This is a genomic window from Kyrpidia sp., assembly GCF_023512215.1.
In the GTDB taxonomy this organism is placed as follows: Bacteria; Bacillota; Bacilli; order Kyrpidiales; family Kyrpidiaceae; genus Kyrpidia; species Kyrpidia spormannii.
Window position 1 is genome coordinate 1 of sequence record NZ_JAILZZ010000051.1, and the last position, 20,211, is coordinate 20,211.

The window sequence follows — 20,211 nt, forward strand, 5'->3', positions numbered from 1 at the left end:
AGTTTTCCCGGTACTTTAACCGCGTGTGGGAGGAGTTGAAAGATCATGTCCGGGTTTGAACAGTTTGGGGAGTTGGATGAAAAAGGATGGGGCGGGATGGCGGAGAATTCGGCGGCGACTCGGGCTGTGCCCAGTGCGGCCTATCGGGCTTACCTGCGGTGGCAACGGGGACGAATTCGCCGCATCCGGGCGGGGCGGTGGCTGCTGCTCCTGGTGGTGCTGGGGATCTGGGAGCTTGCGGCCCGGCTGCACTGGGTCGATCCTATGTTGACCAGCATGCCGTCCCAGATCGCCACCAGTTTCTGGGCCTTGGCCGGGCAGGGACAAATCGGTTATCACACCTGGGTGACGGTCCAGGAGACACTGGGCGGATTCGTCTTGTCCATGGCTGTGGGCGGGTTGGCCGCAGTGGTCCTGTGGTGGTCTTCGTTCCTCTCCAAGGTGCTGGAGCCGTACCTCGTCGTCCTCAATGCACTGCCCAAAGTGGCACTGGGGCCGATTTTTTATATTTGGCTGGGGGACCGAAATTCCATCTATGGGATGGCGGTGGCCATTTCCATTGTGGTGACGGTCCTGATGCTGGAGTCCGGCTTCCGGGAGGCCGGCCGGGACAAATTGAAGTTGATGGAGTCCCTGGGGGCAACGAGATGGCAGATGTTCGAGCTCGTCGTCCTCCCGGCCTCGGTTCCCAGTCTGGTGGCGACCATGAAGGTCAACATCGGGTTGACGTTGGTCGGCGTGATCATGGGGGAGTTCCTCTCTTCCAAGGCGGGGCTCGGGTTCCTGATTCTATATGGCGGCCAAGTGTTCCAAATGAATCTCGTGATGACCAGCATTGCGCTTCTGGTCATCGTCTCCATCATGTTGTATGGCCTGATTGTTGTGGCGGGGCGCCTGCTGCAGAAGCGATACCATTTTGAGTGAAAGCGGGCAATAGAAACGTGATAGAAACTTGGGGCGGTCGCGCGGGGCCGCCCTTTCACGCGGCGTCATGGGGAGAATAAACTCGACAAAACTGAGGCAAAATCTGGGATGTTCGATGACAATGTGTCCCGGGTAGTGGTTTTTATCCCCGCTTTTTGAAATACTGAAAGAGGAACCTGATGTCCCAACAGGGAGGGGAGCCTCATGAAAGAGAACGTTGGGAAAGTGGACCGCATCGTTCGAGCCGTGATTGGAATCGTTTTGTTGGCACTGTTGTTCATCTTGCCGGGCAATGCCAAGTACATCGGTCTTATCGGCATCATTCCCTTGTTCACGGCGGTGGCGAAATGGTGTCCCCTGTATTCGTTGTTTGGCATCAACACCTGTCGGCGGGTCAATCGGTAGGTGGACGGTTGAAACGATCATGCGAGCAGGATATGTGCGGAAAAGGCGGGCGATGGGGCCCGCCTTTTTGCGTTCCTCCCCATTTGCCAACATGGCCGGGAGGTCGAATTTCTCGATCTCGCCGCCGGGTTCTCCTACGGTGCCTACTCGAAGGTCATGATCGTCGTCATCCACCACGCGAATACGACAGCCGGAGATGGCGCGACCTGTCGACTTCGGGAAGCGGATCATTTCTTCAGGCAGGGTGACGGCGATCATGCCGAAAGATTCTGTTTGCCCGAAGCCCTGAATGAGAACGGCTTTCGGAAACCACCGCAGTACCGCCTCTGGGCGAAGGCGAGTTCTCCCTCGCCGGACCCGGGGCCGATGAACGGGCGGCTTTCGCTCTGGAGACGCTTAGCAAACGGTATGAGCGCTTTTATAACGGCCGGGACGAAAATCGCTACGATCCCGAGGGGATGACGACCCAAGCGGAGGCGGTGGCCCTGTTGTTGGGGGCCCGGAGCAAAGGTGGCCGGTGACGGGCCTCGCAGCCCGTCAAATTCCATCTTCCGGCACGCATTGGGCTATAATGTCTGTTGGAGGTGTCGGAGTTGGAGCAAACAAAACTTGGCCGCTCGAACATCCAAGTCAGCCGAATCGGGTTGGGAACCTGGGCGATCGGCGGATGGATGTGGGGTGGAACGGACGAACAAGAATCCATACGGACCATTCTGCGGGCGCTGGAACTGGGGATCAACCTGATCGACACCGCTCCCGCCTACGGGGCGGGCTTGTCGGAGGAGATCGTGGGGAAGGCCGTGAAACAGTACGGCCATCGGGAAGACGTGGTCATCGCCACGAAGGTCGGCCTTGAACTCCTGCCCGGTGGCGGGGTCCGGCGAAATGCGACCAAACAGGCGCTCCAGAAGGAGCTCGATGATTCCCTGCGCCGACTGCAGACCGATTATATCGACCTCTACCAGGTGCACTGGCCGGATCCCCTCGTGCCCGTCGCGGAAATCGCTGATACCCTGCACGACATGTTAAAAGCGGGCAAGATCCGAGCCGTGGGTGTGAGCAATTTTTCACCCGCCCAGATGGAGGAATGGCTATCTGTGGCACCCCTTCACACCGCCCAGCCCCCTTACAATATTTTTGAGCGGGAGATCGAAAAGGACGTTCTCCCGTTCTGTCGGGAGCACGGGATCGCCACCTTGATGTACGGGAGTTTGTGCCGGGGGCTGCTCACGGGCAAAATGAAACGGGAGACCACCTTCCAGGGGGACGATCTGCGCAAGACGGATCCGAAGTTTCAGCAGCCCCGTTATGATCAATACCTCTCGGCCGTGGAACAAATCTCGGCCATTGCCCGGGAGTACAACAAAACGATGCCCCAGTTCTCCGTTCGCTGGGTGCTCGATCAGCCGGGGGCGTCGGTGGCCCTGTGGGGGGCGCGGCACCCCGAACAATTGGCCGATGTGCCCGGGGTGGACGGATGGCACATCCGGGCGCAAGATTTGAAACGGGTGGACGAGATCCTCGAGAGGAGCGTCACCGATCCGGTGGGGCCGGAGTTTATGGCTCCGCCGTCGAGGTAATCCGTTCACGTGGAAGGGACCAGCTTCGGCCGGTCCCTTTGGCATGTTGCCCGGCATACGTGTTATTGCCCGGCATACGTGTTATTGCCCGGCATGGGCGTTGACCAGGTGGAATCCGGCCCGATGAGTCGGATACGAACAGTATTCGGGCGGATGACGGGCAAATCGGCGATTGCTATACTGGGAATAGACAGAACTATTTTTTCTGGTCGTTTATTGGGAACAGGAGCGTGAGCGAGATGAAGCGGTGGAGGAGGCGGGCGGTGGCCGCGGTGTTGGGGACGGGGTTGATTGTCACGGGTGCAGCGGGCGGAGAGGTGGAAGCGGCCGGGGCAGATGCCGCAAGTTCCCCCAGGGGAGCTGTGGCGGGTGCCGGAGCGGCGCCGGTGTCTGAAACGGCGGTGCCAACCGGTGCACCGGCGAGGGATACTTCGCCCGGGCAGGAGCCGGAAGCGGCCAAGGTTTTGGCGGAATTGCACGTCGATGTCACCGGGGACGATTTCCCGGATACCGTGGATCTCACGGGCCGGCCCCTCATGGCCGGGAGCCCCATGCTGGGCGATTTTGTCCTGACGATGACCCACGGGGTGGCGGGCACGAAAATCATCCTGCCCCTGGGTCCGAAAAGTTTTGTCGGCCTGGAGCCCGTCTTGTATCCAGTGGACATTCCGGGGCAGCGGGGTTCCGGAGTTCTCGTTTCTATTGGAAACGGGGGCAGTGGAGGCACCCGGTCGAGCCTTCTCGTGTCCTTTGCGGAGGGCGTCGCCCGGGAGGTGGTTCCCAGGGAGGAACTGAATGCGGGACTGCAGGCGAAAATTGAGTATCTGGACGGCTTCAAAGCGCGGCTCACAGAGCCCCGAACCGGCAGATCGGTCACCCTTGACCTCCGGGACCGCAAAACCGATTACCTTCGGTTGGGGATTTTCGACCAAAATGGCAAATTGCTGAAGCCGGTGTCGGGGTTTGTGGATGGATACAGCGTTTTCGTGCCGGTGCGGCAGCCGGATGGCCACCAAGTTTTTGAGGGCAGGCAGACGCTCTCCGGCGCCTACCGTTCCGACGGTTTGGCGGTGTTGGCCTCCACCTGGGCCCTCCAAGACGGCAAGCTCGAACTGCGGGATGTCCGGTTTTTGACGGTGGGCCCGAAAGGTGCGGCGGCGGACCCCTCCCTGGACAACCAGCCCGCTCCAAAGTATCCGGTGGGAAGCGAATTTTCTGAGCCCGGCACGTGGCCTCCCGAGACGATCCTGGATTCCCGCTACGCCGACATGGATGGAGACGGGGTGCGGGATTCTGTGTTGCTGCTCGGCACCCGGCGGCCGGACAACGGTGCCATGTGGTGGAATATTTCCCCGGCGGTGGTGGACGGGGCGACGGGGGCATCCCATATTTTTAGACTCGACGGAGAAGACCAAGGGTATTCCCCCCTACTCTGGGTCGGTCCTCTCGGGGAAACCGGGCAGAAAGTGATTTTGGCGAGCATTGAGACCGGCGGCAGTGGAGGGACCTCCTATTATAGCTTGTGGACCGTGAAGGACGGGCTATTACATCCGGTGATCGATCCCGCAGCCCTCAGTGACGGGGTCGCCAAAAAAGCGTCGGTGCGGTTTTTGCCCGGCTTTCTGGCCGAGCTTCGCATTCCGTCGGTTCACGTTCAATGGACCTTCGACGTGAGCGATCGCAAAGACGAGTACATCGCTCTGGGGCTTTACAATGACCAGGGTCGGCTTTTGAAAAATCAAGAGGGCTGGGTGGATCCGCTGTCTTCCTTGACTCCGGTGGATGAGAACGGGGATGGCGTTTATGATGCCCTCATTGGCAAGCAGGCGATTGCAGGGGCGGCCCACGTGGACCGGCTGGGCACGGCGGTGTCGCGCTGGGTCCTGTCGGGGGGTCAGCTCACTTTGCGGTCGGTGCGGGTGGAGCCCACACCCCCTGCCCCCGGGGCGTAAGGCAGAGCCCAACTGGCCGCCGGCGATCCGAACCCAAGATCGCCGGCGGCCCTGGCTCAGTATCCCCGTTTGGTGAGCACCAGCCCGCTGATGCCCCCGACAAAGGCGAAAATGATGAGGTACGGAAAGCCGATGGCAAAGGAGATTCCTAGAATATAAGTGCCCACGGCGGCGATGATGTTCTCCAGACCGTTCAGGAGACCCGCTCCGATGCCGACGTTGCGGCTGGGAAACATCCGTTGCAGGGAACTCCAGATGGTGGGCAGGACCACGCCGTTCATGGCCGCAGAAATGGAAATGAGGATCATGGCCAGCGTCAGGTCGGCGGCCCGGGTACCGAGCCATAAGCCCAAACCGGCAATCAGGGTACCGATGCCGGCGAAAATCGAGCGCTTCATGAGCTTGTCGCTGGTCAGTGCCGTGATGATCATAAACAAGGTCATCAGAATATACGGCAGCATGTACCAGAACCCGGTCATGTGCAGGTCGATGTGCCGCACTTTGATCAGGTAGTTCGGCAGCCAGAAGGTGATCCCGTAAAAGACCGTGGCCATCCCGGACCAGTTGATCAGCAGCAGCCAGAAATCCCCTTTGCGCAGCACGTCGCCGATGGTGACCGATTCACCGACAGTTTCCGTCTCCGCTTCGGCGCCTGCGCGGATATAGGCCACTTCCGACTCGGAGACAAATCGACTTTGCTCCGGCCGGTCTTTCGCCACCCACCAAATGAGCGGGACCACGATCACCAGTCCGATGATCCCCATCACATAAAAGGGCACCCTCCACGACCCGGAACTGAGGATCAACCAGGTCACCAGCGGGCCCGTGATGATGGGCCCCACGGTGAGTCCGAACTCCCAGAACATGTTTGCCCGGGCGCGCTCGGCAGGCGGAAACCACGTCTTGACCCATTTGGAGTTCATGGGCCAATGCATCCCTTCCCCGAGGCCGAGCAGGACCCGGGAGAGCACCAGGGCCACGGAACTCCATACCGCTCCGGTGAACAGGGTCATGACCGACCACCAAACCAACGCGATCAGGGCCACTTTGCGGGGGCCCAGGCGATCTCCGAGATAGCCGCCGAAGATATTGGCCAGGCCGTAGGAGAACAGAAACAAACTGTTGGCCAGGGCCAGGGCCGCGGCGGTGACCACGCCGTTTTTGACCATCTCCGGTCCGGCGATGGAGATGTTGGTGCGATCGATGTACGAAATGAGTAGAAGAATCCAGAGGGCGATGGCAAACCACCAGCGGAACCGAGTGGTCGGTCGGTCCAGGGCGCCGATGCCACTCCACGAACTTGGATGAGCCATACGAAAACTCCTTCCTGACCTGCCGATGGTTCACGACAGGAAAATCATACGCCGATCCTGGGACTCTATTCCAGGTTGAGGAGGCATAGACATAAGGTGTCCCGGTGATCAGACAACATTATCATAAGAATTGTGCGCGTCCTGTGTCAATCATTGATGTGTGGAAAAGCACCCGGACCCGAGGACCGCCTGGATCCGGCTTCCATCACGCAATGATTGAGGCAAAGGCGTATGGCCACCTGGCGCAGCCACGGTTTACAGGGCCTCCCGCGTTGAAATCGGTCCAAATTGCGGCATGAGCGGATGAACATTTCCTGGGTCAGGTTCAGGGCATCGTCTCGGTCTCCGCTGAATCGGCGGCGTAAGGCGTACACGTATTTTTCGTAGCGATTCATCAACTCCCGGTCTCCCTCTTCATCTCCGTTGCGGCAGAGGAGGATCAGCCGGCGGTCTTCGTCGGCGGCCATCCGGTCGCCCTTTCTTTCCCCGATCCCACCCTCACGATACCCGGATGTTGGGCGGCAGTTTTCAGCCCGGAGGAGCATGGGATTGTTTTCTTTTTTCGATCGTCGGTGCAGTTTGTGCGGTCGGAAAACGAAGCCGCTGCGGGTCTATGTCGATGATCGAGGCAGAAAGATCCGCCTGTGCCCGGCTTGTTCCGAGCACGCCGAGCGGAGGGCGTATCGGATCAAAAACTGATTGATATCTTGGAGTGACGGTTGTGAAGACCTACCAGTTTCGGCTTCCTTTTTTCAAGTTGTCCCAGCACCCCGCGGCGTTGATCGATGAAGAAGGGCGGAAAGTGGGCGATGTCAGGCGCTATTTCAACCGATGGTGGCAATGGTGGGCGGATTGGGTATTTCATAGTTGGATTTGTCACGTGCAGGCCCGGGACGGCGAGGGACGGGAGTGTGCCGATTTCCGGGAGGTTGTGAACACGTGGAAGTCGTGGATTCGGTGCACGTGGAACGTGGTGATCGAGGACGGATCCGGCCGGCGGTCGGAGGGCGTGCTGACCGATCGAACTGTGGTGAGGCCCAGGCAGCGGTTGCTGTTCGAGAGGTCCGATCTGAAGGTGGAGGTGGAACGGAATTGGGGCGACCGGACTGTGCGGTTCCGGGACGGGGAAACGGGATGCCTGATGGCCGAGGCCCGGCCGGAGCATCTCGTCTGGCCCCACGACGTCCGCCTCGCGGTGTACGATGAGCGACTGACGGCCTTTGAAGCGGCGTGCATCTACCATTTGTTGTGTCTGAAATACTAGAGAGCAACGGTAGGAGTTGGCGGAGATGGACCCGGCGATCAAGAAAGCGAAGACGACGCTGGACATGAACGGCGACGGGGTGCGCGACTCCGTATTTTTACTCGGCCGTCCGGGCCCCGACGGCAGTTCGATGTGGAAAGATGTGCGCCTGGCGATGGTCGACGGGGCCGCGGGAGCTCTGACGGTCTACGCCGCGGGAGACGCAAACACGGGATACGCACCACACCTGTGGATCGGCTTCCTGGGGGACGCGACGCATAAAGACGTCCTGGTACGCATAGAGTCCGGGGGCAGCGGGGGCACGTGGTATTACAGTCTCTTCACTCTGAAGGACGGGTTGCCGGCTCCGGTGGTGGATCCATACGCGTTGACCGCCGGCATTTCCCAAGAGGCATCGGTGCGGTTCCTGCCGGGATTTCTCGTCGAGGTGCGCATGCCCTCCGCCCACGTCCAGTGGGTTCTCGATGTGAGCGACCGCAGCGCGGAATACACGGCGCTGGGGTTCTATGACGAACAAGGGCGGCTGTTGACATCCCGGGAGGGATGGGTGGATCCTTTGGTCTCTTGATTCCGGTCGATGAGAACGGGGACGGGATTTACGAAGCATTGATCGGAGAACAGCAAATCGCGGGTGCCGCCCATGTGGACCTGGGCACCGTGGAGTCGCGCTGGCAGGTCTAGGGCGATCGGCTGATTCTGCAGTCGGTTCGCATTCGCCAAGATGGCGTCCAAGCCGTCTCGTAGCTGTTTCTTGCAGTCGGCGGTCGTCGGCGACTGTGTCATTCCCCTTTGCGCGACCCGCGCGGCCGCAGGGGAGAAAGCCCGCCCAGTTGTTCCCGCAATTGTGTATTTTCCGTAAAATCATCCGTATGATCTTACGGAAGGATATCCGGGAGATCTTCCACAAAATCACAAAGGAAGCGAATGAGGGCGATGAGGTCACCGCGCACCCGAAGGTTTTAACCCGCGGTCCGTGTTGCTGATATGCAAATGAAGACGGTGCAATAGAGACACCCGGGCGGACACGGGGGGAGGGGGAGGATTGGGATGGAGTGGCTGCCGATCGTCGTGATTGGGACTCCAACGCGGCGGGTGCGTCGGCCTGTCCGTGAGCCGAGCGGGACAAGGCCCGGAGTGCGCCGGGCGTTCGGCGGGCGGTAACCCGCCGTCTTTACCCGGCCGCATACTCCGGGCCGAAAGGTGATCTCAGTTTTTCTCTTCGTGCGTCTTGCGGAACTGGCTGATTTTGGAGGCCAGCTCCGGGACGAGTTCGGCCAGCCTCTCCAGAGCGCCCTTTTGCGTTAACGAAAAGACTTTCACGTCGTCGTCGCGGATGACCACCAGGGCCGCGGGGACGAGCTTGGCCCCTCCGCCGCCGCCGCTTCCGGTCCCGCCTGAGCCTTCCGGTTCATTGCCTTGTCCGCCACCGCCGCCGAATCCAAAGGATGCGCTCACTACCGGGATGAGCGTGGTGTTGCCGACGGTGATGGGCTCTCCGATGACCGTCTTCGTATTGACGAGATTTTCCAAATGCGCGACAACGGCGTCAATCGTTTCCTTAACCATGTCAATGCGCCTCCTTGTTGAGTCCGATCGCGCCTGCCGGGGGCCCGCCACAGGTTCCGCAAGGCCCGGAGCAGCCGGCGTACGTCTTTTCTGGCCAGAAGCGACAGGGCGGTGCCGAGGATGGCAATGGGGGTGAACCGGGCTTGGCCCCGCAGGGTGAGGTCCGGGACGGTGTTGACAAAATCCGGTTGAATTCCGAGGGAGATCCGCTCCTTTGTTGCCGCGCCTGCGACCGGCTCCAGCGCCGCCTGGAGGGCCGCGATCCAGCCGGTCCAGGCCGGGTCCGGGGTCGCGTAGGTTCCGCGGGCCTGAAATTCCAGGTGAAGGGCTTTGGCCAAACGCCCCAGAACCGTGAAAGCTGTGGCGATCCATTCTTCGTCTCTCATTCGCCGGAGAAGCCGGGGCAGATCCCGGGCGTCAAAGCCACTCGTCCGTCCGCCGGCCGACTTTTGGCGGGTGTCCCGGCGGGCTCGGCGCTTCTTCCGCCCGCGGCGGGTCGCGCCCGCGCGACTGGGGCCGGCCCGCCGCTTCGCCACGGGGATTCCCGCGATGCGCAGTTCAAGCTCGGGCCCCGGATGGCGGGCGTCCGGCCCACTGCCCGGCGGGGTCTCCTGGGCAGTCGGGCTGCCGGATCCCTCCATAGCCGGTAGGAGCGGTTCGATCCCCAGGCCGGATCCCCCGCTGGTCGGTTCGGACCTCCCGTTCGTCGGTTCGGGCGTCCCGTCCGCCCGCCGGGGTTCCCCGACCCGGAGTCGTATCCGGACAACCCCCCAGTACCACGTCGCGGACAAGCTTCCATCTGAGGTTGTCCCGACCCGGCCGGCGGCCTGAAGGCGGCAGGGGCCGAGCAGGACGACGACGAGCAAAATCACCGCCAGGGCAGCCACCGTCCAGGCGGCCCAGTGAACAATGGACAACAGCGCGGTCATGTTTTGGACCTCCTCCGCCCCCCGGCGCCTTTGTGATCAGCTCCGAAGGCTGCCCGGCACTGCGGGCTGATCCGCCGGGCACCCCCGTTTTTACCTTGGACGGGGAATCAGGCCCAGGAGCCTTCCGAGACGGCCTTTTTTTCGCCTCCCCGTCTTGGGGGAATGTGATGCCCGGCCGGAGGAAGCCGGGGGCCGGGTCAACAGGTGTGCCCCGGGGATGTACTGCATCCCCGTCCATACCGGCCGCATGATCGCCGGCTGCGCTCTCAGCCAGAGAAGGGCGGCCTGGCGGGCCGGGAGAGGGGAGGACCGCGGCGCGGACTCGCTCTCGCCATGGGGCCCTGCTCCTGCGGTATCCCTCCGGACCTGTTCACGATGAGCTTTTACGGCTGCCAGCACCTGCCGGCGCTGATAGACGAGTTCCGGGGCCGGCTCGACATCGGCGACCCGGTCCAACTCCATCCACAACAGTTTCAGCGCGGCGAGTTCCCGGCGGCACGTCGAGCAAATCGCCAAATGATGCTGCACCGCCGCCTCCGCCTCGGGTTCTAACTCCTGGTCCAAATACGCCTGCAACAACATCGGGTCGCATTCCACCTTTCACACCTCCCATCCGTAGAGCCGGGCGAGCTCCGTCTTCAGCCGGTTCCGGGCGCGAAACAGATAGGTTTTGACCGTGCCTACCGGGAGATCGGCGGCTTCGGCGATTTCTTGATAACTCATCCCCTCCTGGTGGCGGAGGGTGACCACCAGGCGATACACGGGAGGGAGCCGTCCCACGGCCTCCCAAATCCGGGCGCTCAGGTCCCGCCATTCCACTGCTGCCGCGGGGTCGTCCCCGGAGGTCAGGGTGTCCCCCAGAACGATCTGTTCCCCCAAGGCGTATTCCAGGGAAAGGGGCTTTTCACCGGTTCCCGCCCGGGAGTCCCGGAGGTGGTTGAGTGAAAGGCGGACGGCCACCTGGCGCAGCCAGGGCTTGAAAGGTCTCCCGGGTTCAAACCGGTCCAGGTGCTGAAAAGCCCGGATGAAGGTCTCCTGGGTGAGATCCAGGGCGTCTTCCCGGTTGCCCGTCAGGCGAAAACACAGAGTGTAGACATATTTTTCATAGCGCCGCATTAACTCCCGATACCCTTCCTCCGCCCCCTCCCGGCAGAGGAAGATCAGCCGGCGGTCTTCTCCGGCGGGCATCCGGCCCCACTCCCTTCCCTTCCATCCCCACTATACCCGGCCCGTGGGTGCCGGGTTTCAAGAAAACGCTCGGCTGCGAAAAATTTTGTCCACCGGCCTGGGCCGCCCGGTGGGGCGAGGGGACCTGTCCGCGGCAACGGCCGTTCACCGTCGCGGCACTGTGGCGCGCCAGCGCTTCACAGGAACCGACCACGCGGGCTTTTCGGTTCGATCCACCCGCTGGGGCGATGCGGCGGTGGTTTCTGGCCACGATGTGGAAATGTGATAGCTCTGGCGATGACAGCAAGTACAACGCAGGAAAGGTGGACGGCAGTGACGGGCAGCTCGCTCTTTTCTGCTCGAATTACGGCCGATGCAAAGCCGACTTAAGGAGAGCTCAAGAGGGAGGATGAGCGGGCGTTTTTGAGTAAGAATTTAATCGTGGAAAACAAAAGAACCTCCTGTCATTGGATTAACGGGAACAAATGGACATCGTACTGTCTGGATCAGCGGTTGCGTGTGCACAGCAGCTCCTCAAGCCTGGATTTCCCCTCCAGGCGGCGCCAGGCGGGGACTGCCGCCCCCGCCTGCTCGATTCCACCCCTTTTCACCGGACGATTCGCCGATAGACCACAAAGGAGTAGATGGTGGGGATAAGGGCCGCCGCCAGGGCCCCTGCGAGAAAGATCCAAACGGCCAGGTCACCCGGCAGAAAGGCGCTCACAAAAGCCAGGAACCCCGCCGCCACCCACAGGGGGCCCGCCATACGATGGGTCCGGCGCCACACCTCCTCATTGGCCAGGGTCCAGGGGGTGCGGATGCCGATGAAATAGTTAAATCGAATCCGTGCCATGAAATTGCCAAGCAGGATGAACACGACCCCGATGCCTCCCAGCACGATCAGCTGGATATTAAAACGCTGCCCGAGGTTGTAATAGATCAACACCACGTCGATCCCCGAGAGAAATGCGGCCATGAGCAAGCGGAATGCCTGATAGAATCCGGAGAATTTCATGTAGTTTTCCCGTTTGGGGTCGATCCACATGGCCACCTTCATCAGGGCGGCGATTCCGAGATTGAGGCCGGCGGCCATCACCAGAAACCACCCTTTGCTCTGGAAACCGTTGGGCCGATTGTGAAGATCAAAATGCACCGCCAGTTGGTTCGGCAACTGGTCCCAGTACAGTCCTGCGATGATGAGGGGGATCAGGGCAATGACCAGAATTGCCCAATCCACGCCAGTCCACTTGGCCTTGGCCTCACTCATGCGAATCCTTCTCCTTTCCCTCTTCCCGGCTGACCATCTCCAGCACCCACGCGAGAACATCCTGAAGCACGGTGGTGTTGAGGGAATAAATGATTTGTTGTCCCCGCCGCTCATCCAGGACCAGCCCGGCGTGCTTGAGGATGTTCAGATGGTGCGAAATGCTGGGTTTTGTCAACGAAAAATGATCGGCGATCTCCCCGGCCGTGAGGTCGCCTCCGCGCAACAGGCGCAAAATTTGCCGCCGGGTGGGGTCTGACAGCGCTTTGAACGCATCGTTCATCCCTCTCACCACTTTGATATTTTGATAAATATCTAATTAAAGGATACCCGAGGACTGTGGTCTTGTCAACGGGAAGGCGGCCAGTTTCCGGAGTGTCCCGTCCTTTCATTGCGCTACCAACGGGGGGTGCCCCCCCTGCTCCGCTATTCTTCCAATGAAGTGAAGATGGACCGGGAGGCGGCGCGCCGGTAGGTCCGGGATCGGCCGTCCTTTTTTATCGCTCTGGCGCAAACCCGGGTGTGGCTTCGGTACAACAGGGCGCGGTGATTGCAATTTTATACATGCGGATGTATAATCATTCACGATCATGTTGGCGGAAAGGTGCCGGGGAAGGAGAGGACGGCGGTGAAGGGGAGTTTAATCCTGGAGAATGGGCGCGTGTTTACCGGGGAGATGCTGGGGCGGCCCGAGCGCCGGTACGGGGAAGTGGTGTTCAACACCGGGATGACGGGATATCAGGAGATCCTCACCGATCCCTCCTATGCGGGTCAGATCGTGACGATGACCTATCCCCTGATCGGAAATTACGGGGTCAACGAGACCGATTTTGAATCCCGGAAGCCGTGGTTATCCGGGTTTGTGACGGCGGAGTTGTGCGATCGGCCGAGCCATCATGCTTCCCGGGAGACGGTGGACGCGTACCTGCGGCGCCAGGGGGTGGCGGCTCTCACCGGGGTGGACACCCGGGCTTTGGTGCGGACGATCCGCGACCAGGGGGCAATGAAGGGCTGGATTGTGCCCGGGGAGGCCCTGGAGGCGGAGGGCGCCGTAAACCCGAAGACGTCGGGGCACTCCTTGGCGTTTCCCGACCTGCCCCGGGACTGGGTGCGGCAGGTGACGGTGCCCGAGGCGTATACGGCTGCGCCGACGGGACTGTTTCACGTGGTGGTGATGGATCTCGGAGCCAAAGGGCACATCGTCGACAGCTTGGCGCAGCTCGGATGCCGGGTGACGGTGGTGCCTTCCTTCTATACGTTTGAGCAGATCGCCGCCCTGGAACCGGACGGGGTGGTGTTATCCAACGGCCCCGGTGATCCCCGGGATGTGCCCGAAGTGGCCCGGGAGGCCAGGCGGGTGGCGGAGCGGTGGCCCACCTTCGGCATTTGCCTGGGGCACCAGGTGCTGGGTCTCGCTTTCGGGGCGAAGGTGGAGAAGTTGAAATTCGGCCACAGGGGGAGCAACCATCCGGTGAAGGACCTGCGCTCCGGCCGGGTGTGGATCACCCCCCAGAATCACGGGTACGCCCTGACCGAGGACGATTGGCCCGGGGAGCTCGAAGTGACCCACCGGCACGTCAACGACGGCACGGTGGAAGGGCTCCGGCACCGGGGGCTGCCGGTCTTTTCGGTGCAGTACCACCCCGAGGCCCATCCCGGGCCTGCGGATTCTTTTTACTTATTCGAGCAATTCATCGCTTTGATGGAAGAAGGCAAGGGGGTACACGCCATTTATGCCGGGTAACGCACAGGCTGTGCTGCAGACGGCGTCCGCCGGTCCGCAGCGGGAGACGGAGAAGCAATCCCCGAGCCGGATCCTGGTCATCGGGTCCGGCCCCATTATCATCGGCCAGGCGGCGGAATTCGATTACGCGGGTACCCAGGCGTGCAAAGCCCTGCGGGAAGAGGGCTACCGGGTGATTCTCGTCAACAGCAACCCGGCCACCATCATGACCGACCTGGACATGGCCGATGTGGTCTACCTGGAACCCCTCACGCCCGAGTCCCTGGAAGCGATTATCGCCAAGGAGCGGCCCGAGGGTCTGCTTCCCACCCTCGGGGGCCAAACGGGGTTGAATCTGGCGGTGGCCCTGGCGGAGCGGGGCGTATTGGACCGCTACGGCGTGCGCCTCTTGGGGACGCCGCTGGCGTCGATCCAAAAGGCGGAGGACCGGGAGCTTTTTAAAGAAACGATGGAGCGGATCGGCGAGCCGGTGCCCGAAAGCGCCATTGTCCACAATATGGAGGAAGGTCTGGCGTTTGTCGAGCAGATCGGCCTCCCGGTGATCCTCCGGCCGGCGTACACCCTGGGGGGCACAGGAGGAGGCATCGCCGAGACCCTGGAGGAGTTCAAGGCGATCCTGGTCCGGGGCCTGCGCCAGAGCCCCATCGGCCAGGTGTTGGTGGAGCGGAGCATCCGGGGTTGGAAAGAGATTGAATACGAAGTGATGCGGGACGGAGCCGGCACCTGCATCACGGTCTGCAATATGGAAAATCTCGATCCGGTGGGGGTGCACACCGGGGACAGCATCGTGGTGGCCCCGTCCCAAACCCTGACCGACCGGGAGTACCAAATGTTGCGCAGCGCCGCCCTGCGGATTATCGACGCCCTGGAGATCGAAGGCGGCTGCAACGTGCAATTCGCCCTGGATCCTCAAAGTGAACGATATTATGTGATCGAGGTCAACCCCCGGGTGAGCCGGTCCAGCGCCCTGGCCTCCAAGGCGACGGGCTACCCCATCGCCAAGATCGCGGCGAAAATCGCGGTGGGCAAGCGCCTGGATGAGATTCTCAACCCGGTGACGGGAACGACCTACGCGAGCTTCGAGCCGGCGCTGGATTATGTGGTGGTGAAGATCCCCCGCTGGCCCTTCGATAAATTCCCCCAGGCCGATCGGCGGCTCGGGACGCAGATGAAAGCCACCGGCGAGGTGATGGCCCTGGGCCGCACCTTTGAGGCCGCGTTGCAGAAGGCGGTCCGCTCCCTGGACATCGGGGTGGAGGGGTTGGCGTGGCCCGACGGAGACCAGTGGTCTGACGGCGAGTTACAACAGCGCCTGGCGGGGGAGCCCGATGACCGGCGGATTTTTTACGTGGCGGAGGCCCTCCGGCGGGGGCACCCCGTGGATGAAGTGGCGGCCTGGACGGGAATCGACCCGTGGTTCTTGTGGAAAATCCGCACCATCCTCGATGAGGAGGAGCAGATGCTCCGGGAGGGATTCTCCTCGCCGGAGCGGGCGCGGATCTGGAAGGCGATGGGATTTTCGGACCGGCGAATCGCGGAGCTGACGGGACTGGACGTCAAGGAGGTGCGCCGGCGAAGAACCGCTTGGGGGATCCGGCCCAGTTACCTCGTGGTGGACACTTGCGCAGCGGAGTTCGCCTCCCGGACGCCTTATTACTATTCTACGTACCGGGGCGAGGACGAGGTGCGCGGAGGGACGGGTCCCAAGGCGCTGGTCCTCGGGTCCGGGCCGATCCGGATCGGGCAGGGGATTGAGTTCGATTATTGCTCCGTGCACGCCGTGTGGGCCCTGCGGCGGTTGGGGTTCGAGACGGTGATCATCAACAACAACCCCGAGACGGTGTCCACAGATTTTGACACGGCGGACCGACTGTATTTTGAACCCCTGACGGCGGAAGATGTGCTGAACGTCATTGAGCGGGAGGGGATCGAGCAGATTTACGTCCAGTTCGGCGGCCAGACGGCCATCAATCTGGCGGCGGAGCTGGCTCGGTACGGCCTGTCGGTCTGCGGCACCCCAGTGGAATCCCTGGATGCGGCCGAAGACCGGGAGCGTTTTCGCCAACTTCTGGATCGGCTGGAGATTCCCCAGACCCGGGGCGGCACGGCTTTTGATGTCCCCGGGGCGAAGGCGATCGCCGAGGCGGTGGGATATCCGGTGGTGGTGCGGCCGTCCTATGTGATCGGCGGCCGGGCGATGGAAGTGTGTTGGGATGTCCGGGAGCTGGAAGCTTATATGTCCCGGGCGGCCCGGGTCACCCCGGACCACCCGGTGTTGGTGGACCACTATCTGCCGGGGAAAGAAGTGGAAGTGGACGCGATCTCCGACGGCCGGGATGTCCTGATCCCCGGGATTTTTGAGCACATCGAGCGGGCCGGCGTGCATTCCGGGGACAGTATGGCCGTCTATCCGGACCAGACCCTGACCCAGGACGAACGGGCCCAGATGATCCGGGCGACCGAGCGGATCGCCCGGGCCCTGGGGATCGTGGGACTGATGAACATTCAATTTGTGATTCTCGACGGCACGGTGTACGTGCTGGAAGTCAACCCCCGGGCATCCCGGACAGTCCCGATTCTGAGCAAAGTCACCGGCGTGCCCATGGTGGAATTGGCGGTCCGGGTACAGCATGGGGAGCGACTCAGCAAACTCGGCTGGGGGACGGGGCTTCGTCCCCCGGGCTCCCGGGTGGTGGTGAAAGCCCCGGTCTTCTCCTTCTCGAAAATGTCCGGTCTGGATATTCACCTGGGACCGGAGATGAAATCCACCGGGGAGGTCCTGGGGGTCGGGGAGAGCTTCGGAGAAGCCCTGGAAAAGGCTTTTACCGCCGCGGGGATCCAGGTGCAGGAGGGCGGCGGGGTGTTTGCCTCGGTGAGCGATCGGGAAAAGCCCCAGGTGATGGACGACCTGGTGGCTCTGGCGGAGCTCGGCTACACCCTGTTCGCCACGCCGGGTACGGCGGCCGCCCTGGAGGGGCGGGGGGTCCCGGTCCGGCGGGTGGAGAAAAATGTGGAGGCGGTGGCGGATCTGTTGCGCTCCGGCCGGGTGGGGCTGGTGATCAATCTGCCCACTCAAGGCCAGGACGCCCAGCGGTTCGGCTTTGCCCTGCGGCGGATGACGGTGGAGATGCGGGTCTCCTGCCTGACGGCCGGGGATACGGTTCGGGCCTTGGTGGAGGGCCTGCGGGCGAGGCGCCGGGAATCCGGCGTCCGGGTGCTGCCCTTGGAGTGATCCCCGGGCCGGGATTCGGATGCCTGGCCGGGATGGGCATGGGACCGAGGCGATGCGGAAGTGAGCCCGGGTCCGGGGGCGGCCGGTCGGGTGTCCCGGCCGCGGGCCCGGGTGGGATCCATAGAGATGACGGGGAGGAGACGAGGGGATGGCGGAAGGGACGATCGATCTGCGAGGGCGGGATTTTCTCGATCTGGCAGATTTTACCCCGGAGGAGCTGCGGGGCTTGCTCCGGTTGGCGGCGGTGCTGAAAGAGAAACAAAAGGCCGGGGAGCGGGTCCAACCCCTCATGGGGAAAACGTTGGGGATGATTTTTGAAAAATCCTCCACTCGCACCCGGGTCTCCTTCGAGGTGGGGATGGTGCAACTCGGGGGCCACGCGCTGTTTTTGTCCTCCCGGGACACCCAGCTGGGCCGGGGCGAACCCATTCCGGATACGGCCCGGGTGCTGTCCCGATATGTGGACGGGATCATGATCCGGACCTTCAGTCACGAGTCGGTGCGGGAGTTGGCGGAGTACGCCACGGTGCCGGTCATCAACGGCCTCACCGACCTGCACCACCCCTGCCAGGTGCTGGCCGATGCCATGACGATCCTTGAGCACAAGGGCCGCCTGGAAGGCGTGACGGTGGCCTATGTGGGGGATGGCAACAATATGGCCAACTCCTGGCTGGTGGGGGCGCCCCTTTTTGGCATGAACCTGCGGGTGGCGACCCCCCCGGGCTACGAGTGCGACTCCGGGGTGGTGGACCGGGCCAAGGAGTTGGCGGCCCGGGCGGGGACGGAGATCAGCCTGGTGCACGACCCCCGGGAAGCGGTGGCCGGGGCGGACGTGATCTACACGGACGTGTGGGCCAGCATGGGCCAGGAGGCCGAGCGGGAAGAGCGGCTGCGCGCCTTTGCCGGGTTCGGGGTGACGGTGGCCTTGGCCGCCCAGGCGGCGCCGGATTACCTGTTTATGCACTGCCTGCCCGCCCATCGGGGGGAAGAGGTCGCCGCCGAGGTGATCGATGGGCCGCATTCGGTGATTTTTGACGAGGCGGAGAACCGGCTGCACGCTCAGAAGGCGATTCTGGTGGCCACCATGGCCGGTCGGCTTGCATAAATATACTTTTGCGTGCATAATGAACTCAAGGACATTTTCTAACGAAACGGGGACGAGGAGAAGATGAGCAAGCCAAAGATCGTGTTGGCGTACTCCGGGGGGCTCGACACCTCCGTGGCCATCGCCTGGCTCGAGGAGAAATTTGGATACGACGTGGTGGCCCTGTGCCTCGATGTGGGGGAAGGGAAGGATTTGGATTTTGTCCGGGAGAAGGCCCTGAAGGTGGGGGCCGTGGAGTCCTACGTCGTGGACGCCCGGGACACTTTTGCCCGGGAGTTTATCCTCCCGAGTCTGCAGGCCAACGCCCTGTACGAGGGCAAATACCCCCTGTCGGCGGCGCTGTCCCGGCCGCTCATCTCAAAATACCTGGTGGAGACGGCGGAGAAGGTCGGGGCGGTGGCGGTGGCCCACGGCTGCACCGGCAAAGGGAACGACCAGGTGCGGTTCGACGTGTCGGTGACCGCTTTGAATCCGAATCTGAAGATCGTCGCCCCGGTTCGGGAGTGGGCGTGGTCCCGGGACGAGGAGATCGGCTACGCCAAGGAGCACGGGATTCCCATTCCCATCACGGCCGAGAATCCGTTCAGCATCGACGCGAATCTCTGGGGACGCAGTTGCGAGGCGGGGGTGCTGGAAGATCCTTGGGCGGAGGCGCCCGAGGAAGCCTTTGACTGGACGGTGAATCCCAAGGACGCGCCGGACGAGCCCGAAGACGTGGTGATCGCCTTTGAAAAAGGGGTGCCCGTGGCGCTGAACGGCGAGCGCTTGGACCTCGTGACCCTCATCGCCCGGCTGAACCAGATCGGCGGCCGGCACGGGGTCGGGCGTATCGATCACATTGAGGACCGGCTGATCGGGATCAAGTCCCGCGAGGAGGTGCAGACGGCTTTGGAGAAGTTTGGCATCCCTCTGGTATTACAGCCCAAGGAAAAAAAGAGGAGACGGCAGAAGGCATCATCGGTGTCGTTGGAAGAAGCGGATACCGAGTCTTCCGAGGAGTAACAGATAGATGAGACATGCGGTAGACGGCAGAAAACTCAGTCGGACCACAGAGCAACGGTGGGCTCTCTACCGCAATCTGGTGTCCGACCTCATCCGTTATGAAAAGATCGTGACCACCGAGGAGAAAGCGAAGGAGGTGCGCGGTCTGGTGGAGAAGATGATCACTCTGGGCAAGGAAGGCAGCCTGGCCTCACGACGTCGTGCACTAGCGTTTATTACAGATAAGAAGCTTGTGGGGAAGCTGTTTGGCGAGCTGGCACCGAGGTTCAAGGAGCGCCCCGGCGGCTATACTAGGATTATCAAATTGAGGCGGCGGGTCGGGGATGGGGCACCTTTGGTGCAGCTCGAGATGGTGGAGTAAGACTATCGCCTACATGTGTGGTGGCGTCTCTGTTGAAGGTAGTTGGTGTCGCTCCTTAACAATAGCAAAATAGTGCTCCTGGTAGAGTACGACGGTAGGAATTACTGTGGCTTCCAGTGGCAAGCTGGTGTACCCACCATCCAGGACGAGCTGGAAAAGGCAATATTGAAGGTCACCGGCGAGGTGAGCCGGGTGATTGCTGCCAGTCGAACCGATAGCGGCGTGCATGCTATGGGGCAGATGGTGAGTTTCAGGACGCGGTCAGCATTGTCACCGGGCACCCTCGTCAGGGCGTTGAACTTCTACCTGCCCAGAGATATCGCCGTCAAGGGCGCCTGCAGGGTAGATATGAAGTTCGATGTCAGGCGTGATGCCATCAGTCGGGAGTATGAGTACAAGATAT

At 62.0% G+C, this 20,211-nt stretch carries 19 protein-coding genes and 2 pseudogenes; 12 read left to right on the forward strand and 9 right to left on the reverse strand.

Annotated elements, in window-relative coordinates; translation table 11 throughout:
* Positions 1-45 precede the first annotated feature (45 nt).
* Both K6T64_RS13960 and K6T64_RS13965 read left to right on the forward strand, forming a co-directional pair.
* Entirely contained in the window at positions 46-924 is an 879-nt protein-coding gene (locus tag K6T64_RS13960; RefSeq protein WP_288010727.1) for an ABC transporter permease, read from the forward strand.
* 204 nt (positions 925-1,128) lie between these two features.
* Positions 1,129-1,329 (forward strand): YgaP family membrane protein, encoded by a 201-nt coding sequence (locus K6T64_RS13965; RefSeq protein WP_100666758.1) that lies wholly within the window; start codon positions 1,129-1,131, stop codon positions 1,327-1,329.
* Between the two features lie 141 nt (positions 1,330-1,470).
* Here the strand turns inward: K6T64_RS13965 and K6T64_RS16910 are convergent.
* Positions 1,471-1,647: pseudogene (locus K6T64_RS16910) on the reverse strand (AMP-binding protein); the annotation flags it as partial.
* Positions 1,648-1,922: 275 nt separating this feature from the next.
* On the opposite strand from K6T64_RS16910, the gene K6T64_RS13970 reads away from it, so the two are divergent.
* Together K6T64_RS13970 and K6T64_RS13975 are read left to right on the forward strand one after the other, a co-directional pair.
* Positions 1,923-2,909, forward strand: a complete 987-nt coding sequence (locus tag K6T64_RS13970; RefSeq protein WP_100666759.1) for an aldo/keto reductase — start codon at positions 1,923-1,925, stop codon at positions 2,907-2,909.
* Positions 2,910-3,148: 239 nt separating this feature from the next.
* The gene (locus K6T64_RS13975; RefSeq protein WP_288010728.1) at positions 3,149-4,861 is read left to right on the forward strand and encodes a hypothetical protein; all 1,713 of its coding nucleotides are present in this window, start codon (positions 3,149-3,151) and stop codon (positions 4,859-4,861) included.
* A 56-nt stretch (positions 4,862-4,917) separates the two neighbouring features.
* On the opposite strand, the gene K6T64_RS13980 is transcribed toward K6T64_RS13975, so the two are convergent.
* Together K6T64_RS13980 and K6T64_RS13985 are read right to left on the reverse strand one after the other, a co-directional pair.
* On the reverse strand, positions 4,918-6,174 hold the full coding sequence (locus K6T64_RS13980; protein WP_288010729.1) for an MFS transporter: 1,257 nt from the start codon (positions 6,172-6,174) through the stop codon (positions 4,918-4,920).
* A gap of 146 nt (positions 6,175-6,320) precedes the next feature.
* Positions 6,321-6,641 carry an RNA polymerase sigma factor gene (locus K6T64_RS13985; RefSeq protein WP_288010730.1) on the reverse strand — a complete coding sequence of 107 codons (321 nt, stop codon included), beginning with the start codon at positions 6,639-6,641 and terminating at the stop codon, positions 6,321-6,323.
* Positions 6,642-6,895: 254 nt separating this feature from the next.
* On the opposite strand from K6T64_RS13985, the gene K6T64_RS13990 reads away from it, so the two are divergent.
* Complete coding sequence (locus K6T64_RS13990; RefSeq protein ID WP_288010731.1) at positions 6,896-7,438, forward strand: tubby C-terminal domain-like protein; 543 nt, start codon at positions 6,896-6,898, stop codon at positions 7,436-7,438.
* Between the two features lie 25 nt (positions 7,439-7,463).
* The gene (locus tag K6T64_RS13995; protein WP_288010732.1) at positions 7,464-8,006 is read left to right on the forward strand and encodes a hypothetical protein; all 543 of its coding nucleotides are present in this window, start codon (positions 7,464-7,466) and stop codon (positions 8,004-8,006) included.
* A gap of 638 nt (positions 8,007-8,644) precedes the next feature.
* Here the strand turns inward: K6T64_RS13995 and K6T64_RS14000 are convergent.
* The 6 genes from K6T64_RS14000 to K6T64_RS14025 all read right to left on the reverse strand — a co-directional run bounded on the left by K6T64_RS14000 (position 8,645) and on the right by K6T64_RS14025 (position 12,647).
* On the reverse strand, positions 8,645-9,004 hold the full coding sequence (locus K6T64_RS14000; RefSeq protein WP_288010733.1) for a GerW family sporulation protein: 360 nt from the start codon (positions 9,002-9,004) through the stop codon (positions 8,645-8,647).
* Positions 8,893-9,933: a hypothetical protein gene (locus tag K6T64_RS14005; RefSeq protein ID WP_288010734.1), complete on the reverse strand. Its 1,041-nt coding sequence runs from the start codon at positions 9,931-9,933 to the stop codon at positions 8,893-8,895. The genes K6T64_RS14000 and K6T64_RS14005 overlap by 112 nt, the downstream gene beginning before the upstream one ends.
* A 90-nt stretch (positions 9,934-10,023) precedes the next feature.
* Positions 10,024-10,530 (reverse strand): anti-sigma factor family protein, encoded by a 507-nt coding sequence (locus K6T64_RS14010; protein ID WP_288010735.1) that lies wholly within the window; start codon positions 10,528-10,530, stop codon positions 10,024-10,026.
* 3 nt (positions 10,531-10,533) lie between these two features.
* Positions 10,534-11,121, reverse strand: a complete 588-nt coding sequence (locus K6T64_RS14015; protein WP_288010736.1) for an RNA polymerase sigma factor — start codon at positions 11,119-11,121, stop codon at positions 10,534-10,536.
* A 586-nt stretch (positions 11,122-11,707) separates the two neighbouring features.
* Positions 11,708-12,367 carry an SdpI family protein gene (locus tag K6T64_RS14020; RefSeq protein WP_288010737.1) on the reverse strand — a complete coding sequence of 220 codons (660 nt, stop codon included), beginning with the start codon at positions 12,365-12,367 and terminating at the stop codon, positions 11,708-11,710.
* Positions 12,360-12,647, reverse strand: a complete 288-nt coding sequence (locus K6T64_RS14025; protein WP_100666774.1) for an autorepressor SdpR family transcription factor — start codon at positions 12,645-12,647, stop codon at positions 12,360-12,362. The genes K6T64_RS14020 and K6T64_RS14025 overlap by 8 nt, the downstream gene beginning before the upstream one ends.
* A 345-nt stretch (positions 12,648-12,992) precedes the next feature.
* On the opposite strand from K6T64_RS14025, the gene carA reads away from it, so the two are divergent.
* The 6 genes and pseudogenes from carA to K6T64_RS14055 form a co-directional block, all read left to right on the forward strand.
* Positions 12,993-14,108, forward strand: coding sequence for a glutamine-hydrolyzing carbamoyl-phosphate synthase small subunit (gene carA, locus K6T64_RS14030; RefSeq protein ID WP_170084854.1), 1,116 nt, complete (start codon positions 12,993-12,995; stop codon positions 14,106-14,108).
* On the forward strand, positions 14,098-17,340 hold the full coding sequence (gene carB, locus K6T64_RS14035) for a carbamoyl-phosphate synthase large subunit (protein WP_288010738.1): 3,243 nt from the start codon (positions 14,098-14,100) through the stop codon (positions 17,338-17,340). Before carA ends, carB begins: the two co-directional genes overlap by 11 nt.
* Positions 17,341-17,488: 148 nt before the next feature.
* Entirely contained in the window at positions 17,489-18,445 is a 957-nt protein-coding gene (argF, locus tag K6T64_RS14040) for an ornithine carbamoyltransferase (protein WP_100666776.1), read from the forward strand.
* A 63-nt stretch (positions 18,446-18,508) separates the two neighbouring features.
* A pseudogene (locus K6T64_RS14045) lies at positions 18,509-19,318 on the forward strand (argininosuccinate synthase); the annotation flags it as partial.
* Positions 19,319-19,454: 136 nt separating this feature from the next.
* Positions 19,455-19,808, forward strand: a complete 354-nt coding sequence (rplQ, locus tag K6T64_RS14050; protein WP_288010739.1) for a 50S ribosomal protein L17 — start codon at positions 19,455-19,457, stop codon at positions 19,806-19,808.
* A 45-nt stretch (positions 19,809-19,853) separates the two neighbouring features.
* The coding region (locus tag K6T64_RS14055; RefSeq protein WP_483306150.1) for a tRNA pseudouridine synthase A at positions 19,854-20,211 on the forward strand (358 nt) is incomplete at its 3' end.